Source organism: Shewanella waksmanii (assembly GCF_043643685.1).
In the GTDB taxonomy this organism is placed as follows: domain Bacteria; phylum Pseudomonadota; class Gammaproteobacteria; order Enterobacterales; family Shewanellaceae; genus Shewanella; species Shewanella waksmanii_A.
In genome coordinates this window covers 144,707-162,739 of sequence record NZ_JBHZSN010000008.1, presented here as the reverse complement: position 1 = coordinate 162,739, position 18,033 = coordinate 144,707, and the positions used below count along the sequence as shown (strand labels likewise).

Below are 18,033 nucleotides of genomic sequence, written 5' to 3'. Positions count from 1 at the left end.
GTAACGTTTTGATAATCAACACACTACTGCATGCTCAGTATGATATAAAAGGTGCCTAGCGCACCTTTTTTATTTGCTTGAACAAAACCGATACTATGGCTTTTTGACATATTATGTCGTAAGGTGGTGGCTTAGTTGATACAGTGGATAGTAGTAGCAATGCTCTTAAAGGGGGAAATATGGAGCTAACTAATCCCATTCTAATTTGGGCGGTAATTGGCGTTATATTAATGCTGGCTGAGATCATTGTGCCTGGTGGTATTGTGATTTTAATTGGTGCCGCCTGTCTTATTGTCGCTGGCGCGTTGACCTTTGGTATTGTCGAAGGATTTGTGCAAGCCCTAACACTCTGGTTCATTACTTCGATGGTGCTTCTGCTGGCTTTTCGACATGTGACCCAAAGGCTTATCGGCGGTGATGCCCATGTTGATAATACTGATGAAGAACTCGATCTTTATAACCAACCCGCCATCGTTAAACAAACAATAGGCCCGGGACAGAAGCAGGGCAGAGTGGAATTTCAGGGCACAGAATGGAGTGCATTGGGAGATGGCAGTGAAATCGAAGCTGGTACGCAAGTGAAAGTGATTTGCCGAGAAAATATTGCCTTAGTGGTAGAACCCATTTTAGAGCCTAAGGCTTAATCATAGAAAGGGAGGATATCTATGTTTGTGTTTACCTTAGTTGTACTGTTTGTATTGTTTATCCTGTACAAATTATTGTTAATTGTGCCGATGCGCGAAGTCAACGTCATTGAGCGTTTAGGCAAGTTTCGGGTGGTGTTACAGCCAGGATTTCATTTTCTTGTGCCCTTCATTGACCGTGTCGCTTACCGACACGATACCCGTGAAGAGGTGTTAGATGTTCCGCCACAAAGCTGTATTTCAAAGGATAATACTCAGCTTGAAGTTGATGGTTTAGTGTACCTAAAAGTCATGGATGGTCGCCTTGCTAGCTACGGTATTGAAAATTACCGGTTAGCAGCGGTGAACTTAGCGCAAACAACGATGCGTTCAGAGATTGGTAAGCTGAGTTTGTCACAAACCTTCTCAGAGCGAGATAGCCTAAATGAGTCAATTGTGCGCGAGATTGATAAAGCATCGGATCCTTGGGGGATCAAAGTGCTGCGCTACGAGATTAAGAACATCACTCCGTCAAGAAAAGTGATTCACACGCTAGAAAAACAGATGGAAGCTGAGCGGAGTAAGCGCGCGGAAATCACCTTAGCTAACGCAGAAAAGGCGGCCATGATTAATTTGTCAGAGGGTGAGCGACAAGAGGCGATTAACCTTTCAGAGGGTGAAAAAGTAAAACGCATTAATGAAGCAAAAGGCACCGCGGCAGAAATTGCCATTGTGGCCAAAGCCAAAGCTGAAGCGATGGCGCTCGTTTCGTCAGCACTGGCGGTTAATGGCGGTAATGAAGCGATGAATATGCAACTCAAAGAGCAATTTATTGGTCAAGTTGGCAAGGTACTTAATGAAGCTGATATTTCAGTGGTACCGGCAGAGCTTGCCAAGTTAGAAGGTTTCTTTGAAGGGATGGAGCAGGTAACCAATACGGTTAAAGGAGGTCGCTCATGATAGCAGGTGTAGATACTGATCTCATTGTAATGGGAATTTGGGGACTGATTTTTGCGGTATTCATTGTTAAGTTGTTTCAGTCGATTCGCTTAGTGCCGACCAAATCAGCTTACATTGTTGAACGCTTAGGTAAGTATCACTCGACACTCGATGCCGGCTTCCATGCCCTAGTGCCTTTTGTCGATAAAGTGGCGTACATTCATGATCTGAAAGAAGAGACCATTGATGTGCCGCCGCAAGAGTGTTTTTCAAGCGATGAAGTCAATGTTGAAGTGGATGGGGTGATTTATATCTCTGTGGTTGACCCTGTTAAAGCTAGCTATGGCGTGACGGACTACCGTTATGCAGCCATTCAATTGGCGCAAACCACCACACGCTCAGTGATCGGAACCCTAGATTTAGACCGCACATTTGAAGAACGGGATTTGATCAGTGCCAAAGTGGTTGAAGTGCTCGATCAGGCTGGCGCTATGTGGGGTATTCGCGTTCATCGTTACGAAATTAAAAACATTACACCGCCAGAAACGGTAAAAAACGCCATGGAAATGCAGGTGAATGCAGAGCGAGAACGTCGCGCCTTATTGGCCAAAAGTGAAGGTGACAAGCAAAGTAAGATTAATCGCTCAGAGGGGATAAAAACCGAAACAATCAACCACTCTGAAGGTGAAATGCAGCGCCGGATTAATGAAGCGGAAGGTAAAGCGGAGGAGATTCTCACCATTGCCAAAGCCACCGCCGAGTCGATTGAGCGTATGGCCGAGGTTATCTCAGCACCTGGCGGTAAAAATGTGGTGCGCTTGCAATTAGGCTCGCAGTACTTAAAGCAGTTTGATGGTTTAAGTGACAATGCCAGCAAAGTGGTACTGCCAGGAAATATGATGGACTTTGACCACTGGATGGACAGCATAGGGTTAACCGAAGAAAAACCTGAAAAATAAGCCTTTTGTTAGGTGACTTGACTCAGTAAAAAGCGCTAGACTTAATCAGTTTAGTGCTTTTTTTATGGGAAAGCTTGGCTCAGCCAATGCTATAATGACAACAATAAAAAGGCGTAAGGTACTGATGGAAAGGCAAGCTACTCGCGTAAAGCCCGTTAGGTACTGAGCTGAAATAAGGATAGATGTAATGGCGGCACAACCCCTCGTCGAAATAGTGCAGTTCCCGAAAACCCGCATTGCCGTGTTAAGTCATCGGGGTGCGCCTATTTTACTGGGTAAATCGATTAAGAACTTTATCGAGTGGCGTCAAGCGTATGGGCCTTCACCGAAAGTCAGTAAAACCTTTAATATTATCTATACCGATCCCGCCAAAGTTGAAGCTGAAGATTATCGACTAGATTTAGCGGTTTCCGTTAGCCAAGCCGTTGAAGACAATGAGTTTGGTGTCTATAGCAGCGTTATTCCTGAAGGGCCGTGTGCCAAAATACGCTACACAGGCACCGATGATAACTTGTCGGCACCGGTGCAATATTTATATCAAAAGTGGTTGCAGGATAATGATGTGAATCTGCGCTCCTATCCTCTGTTTTTCCATCGTGTCACCTTGACCGGTGAAGTGCCGCCTCACAAAATGGTTACTGATATCTATTTACCTATCTCCTACCGTAGCCAAGAACGTGGCCTTTAACGATCGCTTTCGCATGAGTAGTCATGCGGTGATAGTTAATGAGCTTGGCCAAGTGCTGCAACTAAAAGCCACCTATGGCCAACAAAGTTGGGGCCTGCCTGGCGGTGCGTTGGAACTGGGGGAGACGATTCATCAGGCACTACACAGAGAGTGCCGTGAAGAGCTAGGCGTCGATGTCGAGGTTCAGCATCTCTCTGGTGTGTACTATCACGCTGCTTATGAATCACAAGCTTTCATTTTCCGCTGTACCCTATCTAAAAACGCAGTTATTGCGTTAAGTGCTGAGCACAGTGAGTATCGCTATTTTGAACTAGAGGATTTATCCACTGTGCAGCGGCAACGGGTTGAAGATTGTTTGCAATACCAAGGCGTGGTGACGAGCGGTAAGTTTTGATTTTACTAGGGTCTGTTGATCTTTCGAGTTCGTTTTTGCAGCAATTTGTTGGCTATTTATACAAGGCTGAGTTTATGTGGTGTAGTTATTCTACATAAATAAGCGAAAACGCAGGAGAAATAGTCAACAAATGCTGCCTTTCGGGTTCAACCCTGCGCGTTATGCTCTTTGTTAGACAAAATTTGCCTAGAATAACTAGGCTACATCTCGTCTGCCGCGATCAAAACGCGCTGGATTGAACAAAATTCGAACGGCAAAGATCAACAGACCCTAGAAGCGCTTGCCTAATGATAAGTACCAGGTGCTTTGCGACAACTCATTATGGCCAACAGCCAATATTGCAGGGCCAAACGAGGTTTCTGTGCCGATAAATACACTGCCTGCCTTGATTAAATCTTGCCAGTCCCGCTGTGCATGAGTTTGCCAAATATTACCTACTTCATAGGACGCGCCGACAAAGATGGGGGTGGTAATACCAAAACCTTGCCAATCAAATCGGTAGTGATACATCAAAGAGGCCAACAGCACCTCATTGCCAAATAATGCATCTTGTTCGCTGCCCGATAAATGAAATAATCCACCTAATGTATAGGCATGGGCAGGGTCGAGATGATCACTGTTATTAGTGCCGATATTAAGGTGGCTGACTAAGGCGTGTTGTTGCCAGCTTTTGGCATATTTAATGTTGAGCGATGCCGCGGTGTGGTGCTCATCCTCTGATACATTATCTTGGCTTCGCTGGTCGCGATAATAATGCACAGTGGCATCGAGCTTTAGTCCTGTCGACGGAAATAGGTAGCTATCAAGGGAGTCATATCTCAGGCTTATATATCCACCTACATTTTCATAATCATGGTCATAGCTGCTTAGGTTAGCCACATCCAATTTTCCTTTATCATAAGCCATGCCTATGGCCATCTGGCTGTTATTTACTGGGCTGTATCCCAGCTCTGTGGAAAAGGCGTGGTACTTATTGTCAGCAAACCATAGTGTTTCATCAGTGCGATAGTTTTGCTGTTGTTTAGCTAATTCAAAGCGGCTTTCACTGTACCATTTGTGCGTCGCGCTAAGTGGCCGATAGTAGTTAATCGCTAACTGCTGTTGATTACCTGACTGAATTTCTACTCGCAGCTCATCGCTGTCGCTGTTGAGTTGGCGCATTGTGTAAGCCAGATCGAAGTAGAGTTTAGAGGCGTGTTCGCTGTCGCCTTCCCAAGCGATGCCTAAATCAAAGAAGTTGCTTTGCCATTTTTTCGGTTTTGCGTAGAGGTGCATTTGCTTTGTGTTTTGGCCAAGCGCGGGATCCGCTATCGTTTCAAACTCAACATGGACCCGTTCAAACTCATTGATGGCGTAGACTTTATCAACCACAGACAATATCTCTGTAACCGATAGTGGTTGCTGTTGGTCAGGCATTTGGCTGTCGATGAGTGGGATTAAGTGGCTTTGCTGGCAGTGAACCGTGATCCCCGCGACGGGATGCTCGGCAATTGCTTGTGTATGATTTCGAAAGCGCTTTTTACCAGTGAGGTATTGCTGGTAGCTTTGCTCACCTAAGGACAATGCAGACAGCGATTTAGCATGCTGTTTTGCTGCTTGGTAACCTAAGGTAAACCCTTTCGGAATTGCGCTAAAGTCAGTGGTATCGATATTATCGATATCAGGGCGGATTAATGTATCTTTGCTCGATAAGTGGTTAATTTCTTCAAGGGTGTTGGTTCGCGTCAAGATAGTGGAAAGTTGGCTGACAATGGCGATGCCCGTTTTTAGTTGTGATTCATCACTTAGTTTTGAGCCGATATCTACTGCGATAACAATATCAGCGCCCATTTGCCTAACAACATCAATGGGCAAATTGCTGCTTATGCCACCGTCAACTAAATACTTGCCGTCAATTTCAATCGGCTGCAGAATGCCTGGCACAGAAGCTGAGGCTTGCATGGCATCAATCATATTGCCGCTAGCAATGACTAGCGCTTTGCCTGTGGCGATATTGGTTGCTAGTGCTCGGTAGGGGATCGCCAGTTGATCAAAGCTGGCATAATTTTCGGTAATACCAACAGATTGTAGATAAAGCTTACTCATTGATTGACCGCTAAGTAGGCCTTTAGGCATGACAACTTCCCCCTGACTAATGCCTATATTGAGGGGAATGTTAAACCTGTCTTTATGCTGTTTATCACGATAGCTTAGTGCGTGCCTGGGGGCTTCATCAAAAAAGCCGCTTTGCCAATCCAGTGATAGCATGACTTGCTCAATGTCAGCGGCCGAATAGCCCAGCGCGTATAAGCCGCCCACATAAGCACCTATGCTTGTACCAGCAATATAGTCGATGCCTATTTGATGCTGCTCTAGGTATTTTAATACGCCAACATGGGCGGCACCTTTGGCGCCGCCACCGCTGAGAGCTAAACCAATTTTCGGACGCTGATAATCCATCTGGTGTGTTTGGTCCGTCTTTGCGATAGCTAGGCCTGTATCGGCCAAGCTTTGTGAGCTGAATATTAGGTTAAATAGAGTCAGCCATACCAGCGTGCAGATTGCTGCCTGAAGCCGTACAATCAAAATAGATAACTCGCGTTAAGCGCAAAGGCGATGTCGGTGCTGTTATCCATATTGCGAATGTTTTCAATCGACACCAATTCAAATTGCCAGCGTTTGTTTTGGTAGCGATAGCCAATGACCACCTCATTGGCGTTTTCAGCCAGATCGGTATCGCCATCAGAGGCACCTGAGAAAAACTTATATTCAATGGCTAAACTATGATGCTCCGACAAGGCGTAATTGTATCCCACTGCAAAAGCGTAAGCGGTGTGACTATAGTTGAGGCCAGCAAAGACTTCTGAGTCATCTCTGTAGCTGACTCCCACCATGGTATTGATGCTGTGCTGTTGATATTGGTAGCTGTAATTGACCTGTACGGCCTGTTCAAAATTACCTTTTTTGAAATCACCCGATGGCACATAGTTGTAATAAAGCGAAGCCTGTACTGCCACTGCGTGATGGGCAGTTTGCCACAGTTGATATTGACCACTTAGGGTGAGTGCGTTGTTTAACGTTGCGCCGTCAAACCCAACTAAATCAACACCGTGTTGCGCTGCGATGATGCGATTTTGATGCTTGGCAGTTTGGTCTCGGCCATTTTGATCAAAGCCGAATGCATCGTGAAACCAGATAGTCAGTGTATCTAAGTGATTATTACCACTGTATTGATATTGCCAATTGGCTTGCCAGCTAAAGCGTTGGCTTTGCTGCTTTTGGTAGTTTACATTCACCGTATTGTAGTAATAGTCAGCGGTGTAATCTTCGGTGTGAGCCCACACACTGCCGGCTGTGAAACCCATATTCACCTTGCTTTGCCCTAATGGCTGGCTAAATGCATTTTGTAAATTAGGGGTCAGTGAGCTTGCCTGCATTGGGGCTTGGGCGCCAACCTGCATAGGATCGCTGTTTGCTAGGCCGTGGGATTGCATTGATAGATATAGCGGCAATGCGATTACAAGGTATTTTGGTTTCATGTTTTTGTGTCACACTCTAAACCAGTCAAAACTGACTGTACTTCTTGCTATTTAGACCTTTAGCCTGTGGTCAACAGGCTAAAGGTGAATAGAGCCTATGGTTTACCGCAGTCTACACAGGAGGTCAGTTCACTGGTTTGGACTTGCCAATCGCCACCTAAGGCTTTATTTACCATCACTAAATTGGCAGCAATATTCAGCTTGGCAATCACGGCGGCATCGTCTAGTTGGTGCTGCTGTCGCTGGGCATCAAGTACCTGTAGGTAATCGATTAAGCCAGCCTGATAAAGGTGTTTCGCTTTATCAACGGCAATGTGTGATTGCTCGGCTGCTTGCTGCAGTTGCTGGTGGAAAGTTAAGCTATTACCGTAGCTCATCAAGCTGGTTTCCACTTCATTAAAGGCGCTATTGACGGCATGTTGGTAACGCAAACTTGCCTGCTTAAAACGCACCTGTTGTAGTTCGATCATCGCTTCTGTACGCCCCCCATCAAACAGCGTCCAGTTGAGGCCAGCGCCTGCTAGCCAGCTGCTACTGCCGGAGCTAAACAGTTCATCAACATTACCCGCTAAGGTAGTCGGGCTGGCAGTGAGGTACACGTCGGGGTAGCGTTTGGCCATGCTTGCGCCTAATTCTTGATTAATGGCGGCCATTTCCCGTTCAGCCAGCGCAATGTCGGTTCTTCGCTTCAGCAGCGATGAAGGAAGACCAACTGGAATTTTGCCTGTGACCTGAGGTAAAGGCGCGGCATTAAATCGCTGCGCAGTTTCTCTCGGGTGCTCACCCAGTAAGGTGGCAATACGATACAAGTGCACTTTTTCCGCTGTTTGCAGGGCTGTTTTACTGGCATTCATAGCGGCCAATGCTGCACGAGCTTTGGCGAGATCCAGATCTGAGCTATAGCCACTGTCTACTAAGGTCACTACCATGTCTAAACTTGCCTGCTGATCAGCGATGTTTTTATCGGCGATCTGTAAACGTGCTTGGGCGCCGCGATACTGCAAATAGTTGTGAATTAAATCCGCGGTAACCAAAGTGGTCACCCCCTGACGAAGTATGGCCGCTTGCTCTTGGCGTATTTGTGCCGCTTGATCTAGGGCATCAAGTTGGCCGAACAGATCAGCTTTCCAACTGACGTTAGCACCGACGGCATAGACCTGCTGTGATTTATCTATCAATTCAATTTTTTGGTCACTGATGGGCAGGCTTATGCCAGCTACTGCAGCACCTAATAAAGGATCTTTTTCAGAGATACCGTAGGAACCACCACCAAGCCCCGCACTGATAGTGGGGATTTTTAGTGAAGCGATTGCTTGTTGGTAAGCCGCAGCTGCTTTGACCCGCTCGGCAGCGATCTGCAAGCTGATATTTTGCGCTTGCATGTCGCCAATCAGCTTATCCAATTGGGGATCATTAAACTGCTTCCACCAATGGCTCTCATTTAGGGTGTTTTCATGGTCGCCTTGGTTCATGAACACCGCATCACTACTGATGGTATCCGGTGCTTGGTATTCGGGAGTGACTGAGCACCCGCTTAGCAATAAGGCAATAATGATAGGTAGACTAGATTTTTTCATGTTGCGCCTCATTGGTTGCACTTGATTGGAAAAACAGTTTGTACAAAGCAGGGGTGATAAATAGTGAAAGCAAGGTTGCTACCGCCAGCCCGCCAATGATGGTGGCCGCCATTTGATCAAATAACAGATCGCTTAACAGTGGCACCATACCTAACGCCGTGGTCAGTGCGCCCATTGAGATCGCCATAGTACGGTTAAGCGTGGCGTTAACGATGGCATCATCTAACTTGGCGCCGTTCTTACGCTCCAGCTCGATTTGATCAAGCAACACAATGCCATTTTTGATGATCATCCCTGATAGGGCGATAGCACCCACTAAGGCCATGAAACCAAATGGCTTACCCAATAAGATTAGACTCCAGCAAACCCCAATAAAGGCCAAAGGCAAGGTAATAAGAATGATGGCCGGTTGCTTAAAGGCATTAAACAGCATCACCAAGATGATCACCATGATCAAAAATGACTTAGGTGTTTGAGTCATAATGTCATCAATGGCTTCGCGCTCATCAGCGTACTCGCCACCCCACTCCATTTTGTAGCCAGGTGGTAATTCAATAGCTTCGATATCTGCTGCAATTTCATTACGCACATTACCGATAGAATCTCCATATACGCCGACTTGAACGGTAATTGTTGGCACGCGATCGCGACGCCAGCGCATGCTCTGCTCGCCACTGACAATAAACTCATCTACGACATGGGATAAGGGGACACTGTGTACCCCGGCGATAGATCGTACGGGGATATTGCCAATATCATCCAGCTCGGTACTGGCACTGTTGAAGATAATGGGAATTTGCTCCCCTTGTTGGCGTAGCTGACCTAGGGTGAGTCCATCACTGGCGCGTTTAATCGCCAGTGAAATATCCGCGCGGTTGACGCCGGCAAGGCGAGCTTTTTCCTGATTGATCACAGGAACAAGGACTTTGCTTTCTTGACGCCAATCATCACGTACATAGCGCGTATGTGGGTGAGCGTCTACGATCGCTTGTGCTTTGGCTGAAAGTTGCTGTAGTACTAAAGGATCGCTGCCTGAAAAGCGTGCTTCAATGCTGAATTTGTCTTTGGTCGCCAACTTCAACGATCTAAATCTTGGTTGAGCTTGTGGGAAAGTCTTAGCAATCCACTCGTTACCTTCGCGAATTAAGGTATCGATATCTTCGTATTCTCGGGCGTTGATCAAGATTTGACCATAACTATTATCCAGAGGCTCTGGTTCAACGGTAACGGAAAAACGCGGGGCGCTGGCACCAATAGAGGTGGAGATATTGACCACTTCAGGTCTAGCTAACAGCCACTGCTCAATCTTGGCCATGTCGGTTGAAACATCTTCAATACGACTGCCGTTTGGTAGCCAATAATCCACGAACAACATCGCCCGGTCAGAAGTGGGGATAAAGTTAACTTTAATCAGTGGCATCGCCGCAAAGGTGATCAACATTGCCGGGATTAAAATTGCAATGGTGGTTTTTGGGTGATTAACCGTTGCACGCAGCAGTTGGGTAAACTTGGCCGTTGCTTTACCTGTTTCAGCATCACTAGCGGTAACATCGGCGCGAATAAACGCCCAGCACATCAGTGGCGTGATGGTCATTGCCACTACCCAAGATAGCATCAATGAGCTAGCGAGAATTTGCACTACTGAGATAGAGAATTCGGCAGCATCGGTTTGTGAGAAGATCACTGGGGTTGCACCCATAATAGCGATCACCGTAGCCCCTAATAGTGGCAATGCGGTTTCACCAACACTTTCGGTGGCAGCTTGTAATCTATTGCGACCTGCTTTGAGCTTACTGACAAACATATCGGTGATCACAATCGCGTTATCCACCAACATGCCCAGTGCCAAAATGAACGAGCCGACCGACACACGTTGTAAGTCGATATTGGCAAAGTTCATAAAGATTAGGGTAAATAAGATGGTTAATAATAGGCTGACTCCAACCACAGAAGCACTGCGCCAGCCCATGAAAATCATCAAGATCACTACGACAATAGCGATACTTTCCAATAAGTTGTTAATAAATCCTGTGATGGACTTATGTACTTCATCGGGCTGAAAAGCGATGGTGCTGATATTGACGCCTTGTGGCAGCTGCACTTGCAGATCGTCTATCACTTGCTTAATGGTATCCCCCAGTGACACGACGTTGATACCATTGACTGGGCTGACGGCAACAGTAACCGCAGTTTCGCCGTTGAAGCGGCTTTGCGATACTGCAGGTGCCTTGTAGTCATAATAGATATCGGCAATGTTACCTAGTCGAATTAGGCCACTGCTGAGCTCGCCTACACCTGAGCGAATGGTGATATTTTTGATATCTTCAATAGAGGTAAAGCTACCGGTTTGCGCTACCCGAATTCGTTCTATACCCGATTCAAAGCTTCCCGCATCTAAGGTAATGTTTTGGCTATTAATTTGGTTGAAAACTTGCGACGTAGATAAGCCTGAGTTGGCAATCCGCGCATCGTCGATATCCACGTAGACTACCCGTTGTTGCACCCCATGAAGCTCAACTTTTTTGATGCCTTTGACCTCCTTGAGCTTACGCTGCAAGGTTTCTGCATATTCCTTTAATTGATAGGGCTCAGCTTCTTGGCTATGGATGGCAAATAGCATGCCGTAAACTTCAGAAAACTCATCTTCAACTAAACTGATTTGCGCTTCTAAAGGCAAGGCCAGTTTGATGTCATTCACCTTGCGGCGCAGTAAATCCCACTCTTGCGGCAAGTCTTTAGAGCTCACGTTGGCATTAAGATCAACAAAGATCATCGACATGCCAGGGCGTGACAATGAGCGCAGGGTTTTCAGCGATCCCATCTCTTGCAGTTTGGTTTCAACCGTATCGGTAACTAATAGCTCGACCTCTTCAGCCGATGCACCAGGGTAAAGGGTTACCACTACAGCGGTTTTTACCGTAAAAGAGGGATCCTCTAACTTGCCCAAGTCGAAGTAGGAATAGATGCCGGCAATCACACACAGCACGGTAAAGAAGCACATAAATGTGCGTTGTTTAATCGCAAAAGCAGCTAAGTTCATTACAGCGCTCCTGCATCCAGAATGTTAGCGATTTCAGTGCCATCTTCAATGAAGGCTGCCCCTGAAACAATCAGGCGGTCGCCGAGTTTTATGTCGCCCTCGACACAGCTAATTTTACGACCTTGGCGTAGCACGTTAACTTCAACTCGCTCACTGGTGTTGCCAATCAGCTTAGTGATGTAAGGCTTGTTTTGAACGGTATAAAGCGCAGTGGCAGGAATGCAACTGGCGTGCTGGCTATCTTTGTCGCTAATACGGGCGGAGATCACCATGCCAGGATAGATAGCGCGATCGCGACTTTCGCGTAAGCCGTCATCCAGTAAGATAGTGGCACTGAAGGTTCGTTTTAAGGTGTCAGGAATGGTAGATATTTCGGTCACGGTGCCTAATATCGGCATAGGATCGGTCGTGGTATAAATGCGGCTGCGTTTACCTTGATAGAAGTGTTGCAGTAATGGCTCAGGCACATCAATCACCGCTTGAAGGGTGTTTGGTTGATGCAGCACAAACATGGGCAGCCCAGGGCTGACCTGCTCGAAAGCTTCAAAGTTACGTTGACCAACAACCCCATCAAAGGGGGCGACCAAGCGGGTGTACTTGAGCGCATCTTTGGCTTGGTTGAGGTTTTGCTGAGTGACCTCAATGCCGGCTTTAGCACGTGCGACTGAGGTTTTTGCTCTATCTAAACTGACAGAAGAGATGGCATTGCCTTCGCGGGCAAACTGGGTGCGTTCAAGCTCATTGACTGCTTGGCGGTAGCTTGCTTGCGCTTCGCGAAGACGGGCCTTGAGTTCTGCCACACGAACCTGATAGTCATGGGGATCAAGTTGGGCTAATAGCTGACCTTTGGTTACCGTGTCGCCTGTATCAACCAAAATCGCCTCTAATGTACCAGCAACGCGAAAGGCGAGTCTTGCCTGTTGTTTAGATTCTAATACTCCAGAGAAGCGCAAATCATGATTAAGATGAGATGCATTAACTTTCATCACTGCAACCGGTTGTGAAGGTTTGGTTTCTACTATCGGGTCTTGACTACAGCCTGTGGCGACTAACATGGCAATAAAAAGGGGTGAATAATGTGCAAGTCTCATCGTTCGATATCTCCAAATTGAATTGCGGCAATATTAGGCAGTTTGCGTTTAGGAGAGTAGCGGTATATGAGTAGTTTCATTGACTCATTTTTCGAGACAATCGAGTTTTTTGCTGTGGCCGTGAATCATCGTCAACAACTTAAAAAAATCAAGATATAGCAGGATAGTTCAGCTAAGGTTCAGTATTGATGTAAAATTGTTAACTCATTGATTTTTAGCTGTAAAAAAATCTGTCATTGTCTCGATTTAAGGTACAAAGTTGCTCCCCAATAGGGACTTCTGGTGGTGACTCTCCTGACGTAAAGTAACCCTATCAACTCAATTGGATAATGATGAAGTGACTTAGGAGTCTATGATGAAACTGAACAAAATAATGATGATGGCAGCAGGGACGACGTTATTGTGTAGTAGTGCTCAAGCGGTAGAAATTGATTATTTTGCCGGTGCGGGTCTGGGCTACCAAACCGACAAAATTGAAGGTGCGTTAAATAAAGATACTGAAGATTTATCGTACCAAGCACGTCTGGGGATGATCATCGAGCAACAACACCGTATCACTGGTACCTTCGGCTATATGGAAGATAAATTTAGCCGTGGTGATAGTCAATACAAACAAGAGCAATATAGCTGGTTACTGTCCTACGATTACCTCATGCCAGTACATAAAGATATCAATCTTTTCGCTGGTGTGACTATGGGTGCAAATGACAACAAGATAGCAGGAAAAGCTTCAACTGACTTTGTTTGGGGTGGCCAAGCGGGTGTGCAGTTTAAGTGGAGCAAGCATTTTTCTTCCGATCTAGGATACCGTTATTTGGAACAGGACTATGACAATAACGGCATTGAGATCAGTAACAGCCAACAAGTTTATCTAACCTTAGATTACAAGTTTTAAAACACCGCCTAACCCCGTTGTTTTTAAAAAAGAGTGCTAGCGTGTCTTAGCACTCTTTCTTTTTTGCAATCTCATTAAGGCGTTGCAGGTCCATCAAGGCTTGCTGAATATGGTCAATAAACAGCTTGGCCGATGAGGTCATATGTTTACGACTGGCGTACACTAAATAGACATCGGTCACTTCTGTTTCAAGCTCTGGTAAAATATTCACTAATTGCCCCGTTTTTAAGTCGTTTGACACAATGCCATAGGGCAGCAATGCCACCCCTGCACCGGCTAAACAGAAATTGTAAAGCGAGCCGAAGTCGCTAGTAATCTTATATTTAACATCGGTTTTGGCGGTGGAAAACTGCCATTGGGGCTCGACAATTCCGGTCCCCAATCGCAAACCTAGTAGTCGATGCTCTGCCAAGTCATCAATGCTGTTTATCGGCGGGTTACGCTTTAAATAGGCAGGTGAGGCATACAGCTTTTGGGTAAAAGAGATGAGCTTTTTAGCGATAAAACTACTGTCATCGAGCTGGCCCACTTCTAAGGCAAAATCCAGCCCTAGCCGAGTGATATCTCGGTAGCCGCTCCCTAAGGTAAACACATCCAGCTGTACCTTGGGATAGACAAAGCTAAAATCTGCGATTTGCTCCGCCAGCAATCTATCTGCAAAAGGCAGCAGGCCAATACGCAGCTTTCCTTGTACTTCAGTACGGTTTTTTATCGCATGGGTCGCATTGTGTAATTGGTTGAGAATAGGTTCAATTTGCTCAAGAAACTGCTCACCACTGGGCGTTAATGACATTGCGCGGGTAGTGCGCACAAATAGTGGCGTGCCGAGCTGGCTTTCTAGCTCGCCGATGCGGCGACTGACTAAAGCACGGCGTGTATCGAATGACTCCGCTGCTTTTGAAAAACTACCGAGTTTGGCAACGGCCACAAACAGTTCTAGATCATGGGTATTCAAATCGAGTTCGCCAATTAAAATGTTGAAACAATACCTTAAATGATAACTAACTTTTGCTTTAAATTCAGTGCGCCCACAATCAAAAAACACAATTGATGGATACTGACCTCATCTCACTCGCATATACGCAAGCTCGGTAGTAAGATGACCGCCACATTGATTAATAGGTGAGTTGTTATGAGTATTGAAAGATTAGAAACCGGTAAGCGAATGAGCCGAATTGTGAAGCACAACGGCACCATTTATTTGTGTGGCCAAGTGTGTGCTGACGCCGAGCAGGGCATTACCGAGCAAACCCAAACCATGTTAGATAAAGTCGATGCACTGTTGCTGCAAGCGGGCAGTGATAGAGAGCATATGTTGTCAGCGACGATTTATATTAAAGACATGCAGTATTTTGCTGAAATGAATGCGGTGTGGGATGCGTGGGTACCTGAAGGCCATGCGCCTGCACGTGCTTGTGTTGAAGCCAAAATGGCTCGTGAGGCCTTGTTGGTTGAGATTTCTGTGGTAGCAGCCGAGAAGTAAAACGTTCCTTCATGGTCAGCTATTGCCTGCGGCAGGCTGATGTGCAGATGCTTTTTCGACACGGTGTATAGTCGCCATAGCAACTGAGCTTATGAACGAGAGGTAAGGATGCCGAATTGGTGCTTAAACAGGGATGTTGTTTTAGCCCATCCATGGCCGCTTAGCGAAAACATCTGATGTGAATGGACTCACAAATGTCGCGGTGGCATGAATGTCAAAGAGCGACCATGCTATCTATACCCTCAGCCGCATCTACACTGGGTGATTAGCTTGCTTCGATTGAGCTTTTGTACACTGTAATAAGTTCGTTTAAAGAGCGGGGAATGGGTTTTGAAATCGGGAGTGTCTTCTCAATAAATTAAGTTAACTCTGCCCCAATTAAGTCCAAAACTGTTGTCACAGATCAAAGTAATTCCTACCTATAATTACTTAGTATTAGAAAAATGCGATTGAGTTGGGGGCATGATGAGAGTATCAATAATTGGCGCCATAGCAGCGGCCATGTTAGTAGGTGGCTGCGGTAGTGATAGTAATAGTAAGGAGAATGTACCTGAAGAGCCAGCAGGCCAGTTCTCTTTAGCTGTATCAGACTCCCCTATGATGGGGATTTCAGATGTCAGCTTAGTGCTGAGTGAGCTTGTTATGCTTGATCAATCAGGCGCACAGATAAGGCATGATCTCTATGGTCACACCTTTAATCTACTCGATTATCAAGGTTCTAAAAGTCATCTGGTTATCTCCGGTATTGAGCTTCCAGTAGGTCGTTATCACGATGTCAGACTAACAGTTATTCAGGGGGATGGTAATCAGGGCTGCTTTGTCGAAGATGGCCAAGGCCGACATGGGTTACAGGTGACTGATGGCTTGCTCCCTGTTGCCGACTTTGAAGTTGGGGTAGGTCAGCATCACTCGATTACATTAGAAGTTGACCTCTATCGGGGCTTGAGTCATCGTCATGGTGAATATCATCTCGATCATAGTGGGATGTGGTCAGTGGATAATCGTTATATGGGTCACCTCTATGGCGAGGTGGATCCGCAGTGGATCGCCAGCTGTGAAACTGAGCATGCTGATAAAGCAGCCATTAATGGCCAGTTTAACCACCTAGCCTACCTCTATCCCAGTGAGGTTACCCATCTTGAACAGATGAGTGATATGACGGCATCTCCTCAAAGTGGCAAAGTCGCTCCCGTGGCCGTTGCTCCTATGATGCAGGACAGCGAGTCCAATTGGTATTTTGCCATGGGCCACTTACCTGAAGGTAATTATCGTGTGGGTTATAGCTGCTTAGGGCATCTTGATGACCCAATAACAGAAGATCTTAGCCAAGGTGAGTTTAAGATGTTCCAAGATGCTGGCCAAGCCAGCGTCGAAGCAGGTGATCATGGCGGCAAAGAGAATGTTCATGTTTGTGGCGAAGGTAACGGTGGACATCATGGTGGAGGACATCACGGGCACCAAGGGTAAGGCTAGCCTTATTGGAAAGTTGCTAGAGCTGCGCTTAGGATACTGTTCATTGGGGTCGTTCGCGGTTCGGGTTTAGCATTTTTTAAGCCAATTAGCACTATCAACACGGCCACCTAAATACTCAGCGCCAGCTAAGGTATGGTGGCCATCACCATAGAAGAATTTCCTAACTGTTCATCGATGGCATAACATCGTTGTGCTTTTTGAACGCCGACATAGAGTCCATTCGATCTCACACGATTATCGATGAGTAGCGTTCCGATCGCGCCACAATGATTTGATTTGTTTGCCGAGTGCGTCGAGGTAGCTCGCTGTGATTAAACTACTCAAAGAGCGGCGATGTTTTCGATATCTTCAGTTTTAAGGTATCAATTTACCTTCGCCGCAAGCTGGGTGATATGTTTGAAGCTGGCTCCCTTCATTGGTAACTATAGCCTGCAGCAGGCTGCGGTGCAGTCTATACCCTCAGCCGTATCTAAACTGGATTAGTTATCTATTCGATTTAGCCATTTAACGCTGTGATAAGTAATGTTAAGTTATTGATGTGAATCTGCTTTGCTGCTAATTTGGATTACTTGTATCGCTGTGTTTCATGACCGACAGTGTTTTATTCAACTCGTTGATAATTATCATTCAGCGTAAACTAATGTGGCATGTTAATTAAAAAGGACTTTAAGAATGCGTAAGGTTGTTGTGTTTGACAAAGTAAAACACGGGTTATTTGGAGAGGTAGATCTGGATTTGCTAAACATGCAAATAACCGAAATGGAAAAAGAGGGTTGGGCGCTTGTATCCGTTACAGCTAATACCCACTTTTTCGGGGGAATTACCTCTTTTACGCTATTGGTGGAGTCGGTAGAGAGTTAGCAGATATCAACAGCTTTTAAAGGAAACCCTTTATCGAAAGGTGATGCATGGACGTATTCAAGTACATAGTTTGGGCTCTGGTGAGCTACCTTTTTTTTGCATTAGCCCTAAGGTTAATTTGGCTAATGAAAGATCGCTATTTTCAATGGAGCTGGTTTGGTGAATGGTTGCTTGCACTGATTAGCTGTGCTGGCGTTTATGGTGTGGCTTACCATGTACCGTTAATCACTCAGCACTTTTGGTGGCTTGTATTTGCACTAATTGTTGGTACCAGCATTCTACGGTTGCGTAGCGAAAATTTAAAATCTCAATTAAAGCAACTAACCACCAAACAGCGACTGCTAGTTCGTTGTTTAATGGTACTGTTTACTGTACCGCTTGCAGCCGGAGTGTTAGTCAACGCGGCAAACATAAGTGGCATTTGGGCAACTAATTGATTGTCAGTTGAGCGGGCGGTAGCATATTGGCTGCCACCGTGATTTGCTGCTGCAC

16 protein-coding genes are annotated in these 18,033 nt (G+C 46.0%); 10 read left to right on the top strand and 6 right to left on the bottom strand.

The genetic code is table 11. From position 1 onward, the window contains the following. Nucleotides 1-179 precede the first annotated feature (179 nt). From ACHUFW_RS13925 to ACHUFW_RS13905, 5 genes are all read left to right on the top strand, one after another. A complete protein-coding gene (locus ACHUFW_RS13925; protein WP_394203948.1) occupies nt 180-644 on the top strand; it encodes an NfeD family protein in 465 nt (154 codons plus the stop codon). Between the two features lie 21 nt (nt 645-665). Then, on the top strand, nt 666-1,583 hold the full coding sequence (locus tag ACHUFW_RS13920; RefSeq protein WP_394203947.1) for an SPFH domain-containing protein: 918 nt from the start codon (nt 666-668) through the stop codon (nt 1,581-1,583). Next, nucleotides 1,580-2,521 (top strand): SPFH domain-containing protein, encoded by a 942-nt coding sequence (locus ACHUFW_RS13915; RefSeq protein ID WP_394203946.1) that lies wholly within the window; start codon nt 1,580-1,582, stop codon nt 2,519-2,521. Before ACHUFW_RS13920 ends, ACHUFW_RS13915 begins: the two co-directional genes overlap by 4 nt. 187 nt (nt 2,522-2,708) lie before the next feature. Beyond that, nucleotides 2,709-3,209 (top strand): AraC family transcriptional regulator, encoded by a 501-nt coding sequence (locus ACHUFW_RS13910; RefSeq protein WP_394203945.1) that lies wholly within the window; start codon nt 2,709-2,711, stop codon nt 3,207-3,209. After that, nucleotides 3,199-3,603, top strand: coding sequence for an NUDIX hydrolase (locus tag ACHUFW_RS13905; RefSeq protein WP_394203944.1), 405 nt, complete (start codon nt 3,199-3,201; stop codon nt 3,601-3,603). The genes ACHUFW_RS13910 and ACHUFW_RS13905 overlap by 11 nt, the downstream gene beginning before the upstream one ends. A gap of 270 nt (nt 3,604-3,873) precedes the next feature. Here the strand turns inward: ACHUFW_RS13905 and ACHUFW_RS13900 are convergent, their stop codons facing one another. The 5 genes from ACHUFW_RS13900 to ACHUFW_RS13880 form a co-directional block, all read right to left on the bottom strand. After that, nucleotides 3,874-6,042, bottom strand: a complete 2,169-nt coding sequence (locus ACHUFW_RS13900; protein ID WP_394203943.1) for a patatin-like phospholipase family protein — start codon at nt 6,040-6,042, stop codon at nt 3,874-3,876. Nucleotides 6,043-6,164: 122 nt separating this feature from the next. Further along, on the bottom strand, nt 6,165-7,121 hold the full coding sequence (locus ACHUFW_RS13895; protein WP_394203942.1) for a DUF3187 family protein: 957 nt from the start codon (nt 7,119-7,121) through the stop codon (nt 6,165-6,167). 95 nt (nt 7,122-7,216) lie between these two features. After that, entirely contained in the window at nt 7,217-8,698 is a 1,482-nt protein-coding gene (locus ACHUFW_RS13890) for an efflux transporter outer membrane subunit (RefSeq protein WP_394203941.1), read from the bottom strand. Beyond that, on the bottom strand, nt 8,685-11,738 hold the full coding sequence (locus ACHUFW_RS13885) for an efflux RND transporter permease subunit (protein ID WP_394203940.1): 3,054 nt from the start codon (nt 11,736-11,738) through the stop codon (nt 8,685-8,687). Before ACHUFW_RS13885 ends, ACHUFW_RS13890 begins: the two co-directional genes overlap by 14 nt. Beyond that, nucleotides 11,738-12,829, bottom strand: coding sequence for an efflux RND transporter periplasmic adaptor subunit (locus tag ACHUFW_RS13880; RefSeq protein WP_394203939.1), 1,092 nt, complete (start codon nt 12,827-12,829; stop codon nt 11,738-11,740). The genes ACHUFW_RS13885 and ACHUFW_RS13880 overlap by 1 nt, the downstream gene beginning before the upstream one ends. A 355-nt stretch (nt 12,830-13,184) precedes the next feature. Between ACHUFW_RS13880 and ACHUFW_RS13875 the strand changes: the two genes are divergently transcribed. Then, the gene (locus tag ACHUFW_RS13875) at nt 13,185-13,724 is read left to right on the top strand and encodes an outer membrane beta-barrel protein (protein ID WP_394203938.1); all 540 of its coding nucleotides are present in this window, start codon (nt 13,185-13,187) and stop codon (nt 13,722-13,724) included. A gap of 46 nt (nt 13,725-13,770) precedes the next feature. Here ACHUFW_RS13875 and ACHUFW_RS13870 read toward each other — a convergent pair whose 3' ends face one another. After that, complete coding sequence (locus ACHUFW_RS13870) at nt 13,771-14,679, bottom strand: LysR family transcriptional regulator (RefSeq protein ID WP_394203937.1); 909 nt, start codon at nt 14,677-14,679, stop codon at nt 13,771-13,773. A 177-nt stretch (nt 14,680-14,856) separates the two neighbouring features. Between ACHUFW_RS13870 and ACHUFW_RS13865 the strand changes: the two genes are divergently transcribed. From ACHUFW_RS13865 to ACHUFW_RS13850, 4 genes are all read left to right on the top strand, one after another. Beyond that, on the top strand, nt 14,857-15,207 hold the full coding sequence (locus ACHUFW_RS13865; protein ID WP_394203936.1) for a RidA family protein: 351 nt from the start codon (nt 14,857-14,859) through the stop codon (nt 15,205-15,207). Between the two features lie 465 nt (nt 15,208-15,672). Further along, the gene (locus ACHUFW_RS13860) at nt 15,673-16,674 is read left to right on the top strand and encodes a DUF4382 domain-containing protein (protein ID WP_394203935.1); all 1,002 of its coding nucleotides are present in this window, start codon (nt 15,673-15,675) and stop codon (nt 16,672-16,674) included. A gap of 678 nt (nt 16,675-17,352) precedes the next feature. Continuing rightward, a complete protein-coding gene (locus ACHUFW_RS13855; protein WP_394203934.1) occupies nt 17,353-17,541 on the top strand; it encodes a hypothetical protein in 189 nt (62 codons plus the stop codon). A 125-nt stretch (nt 17,542-17,666) separates the two neighbouring features. Further along, nucleotides 17,667-17,978 carry a hypothetical protein gene (locus ACHUFW_RS13850; protein WP_394203933.1) on the top strand — a complete coding sequence of 104 codons (312 nt, stop codon included), beginning with the start codon at nt 17,667-17,669 and terminating at the stop codon, nt 17,976-17,978. Nucleotides 17,979-18,033: the final 55 nt, after the last annotated feature.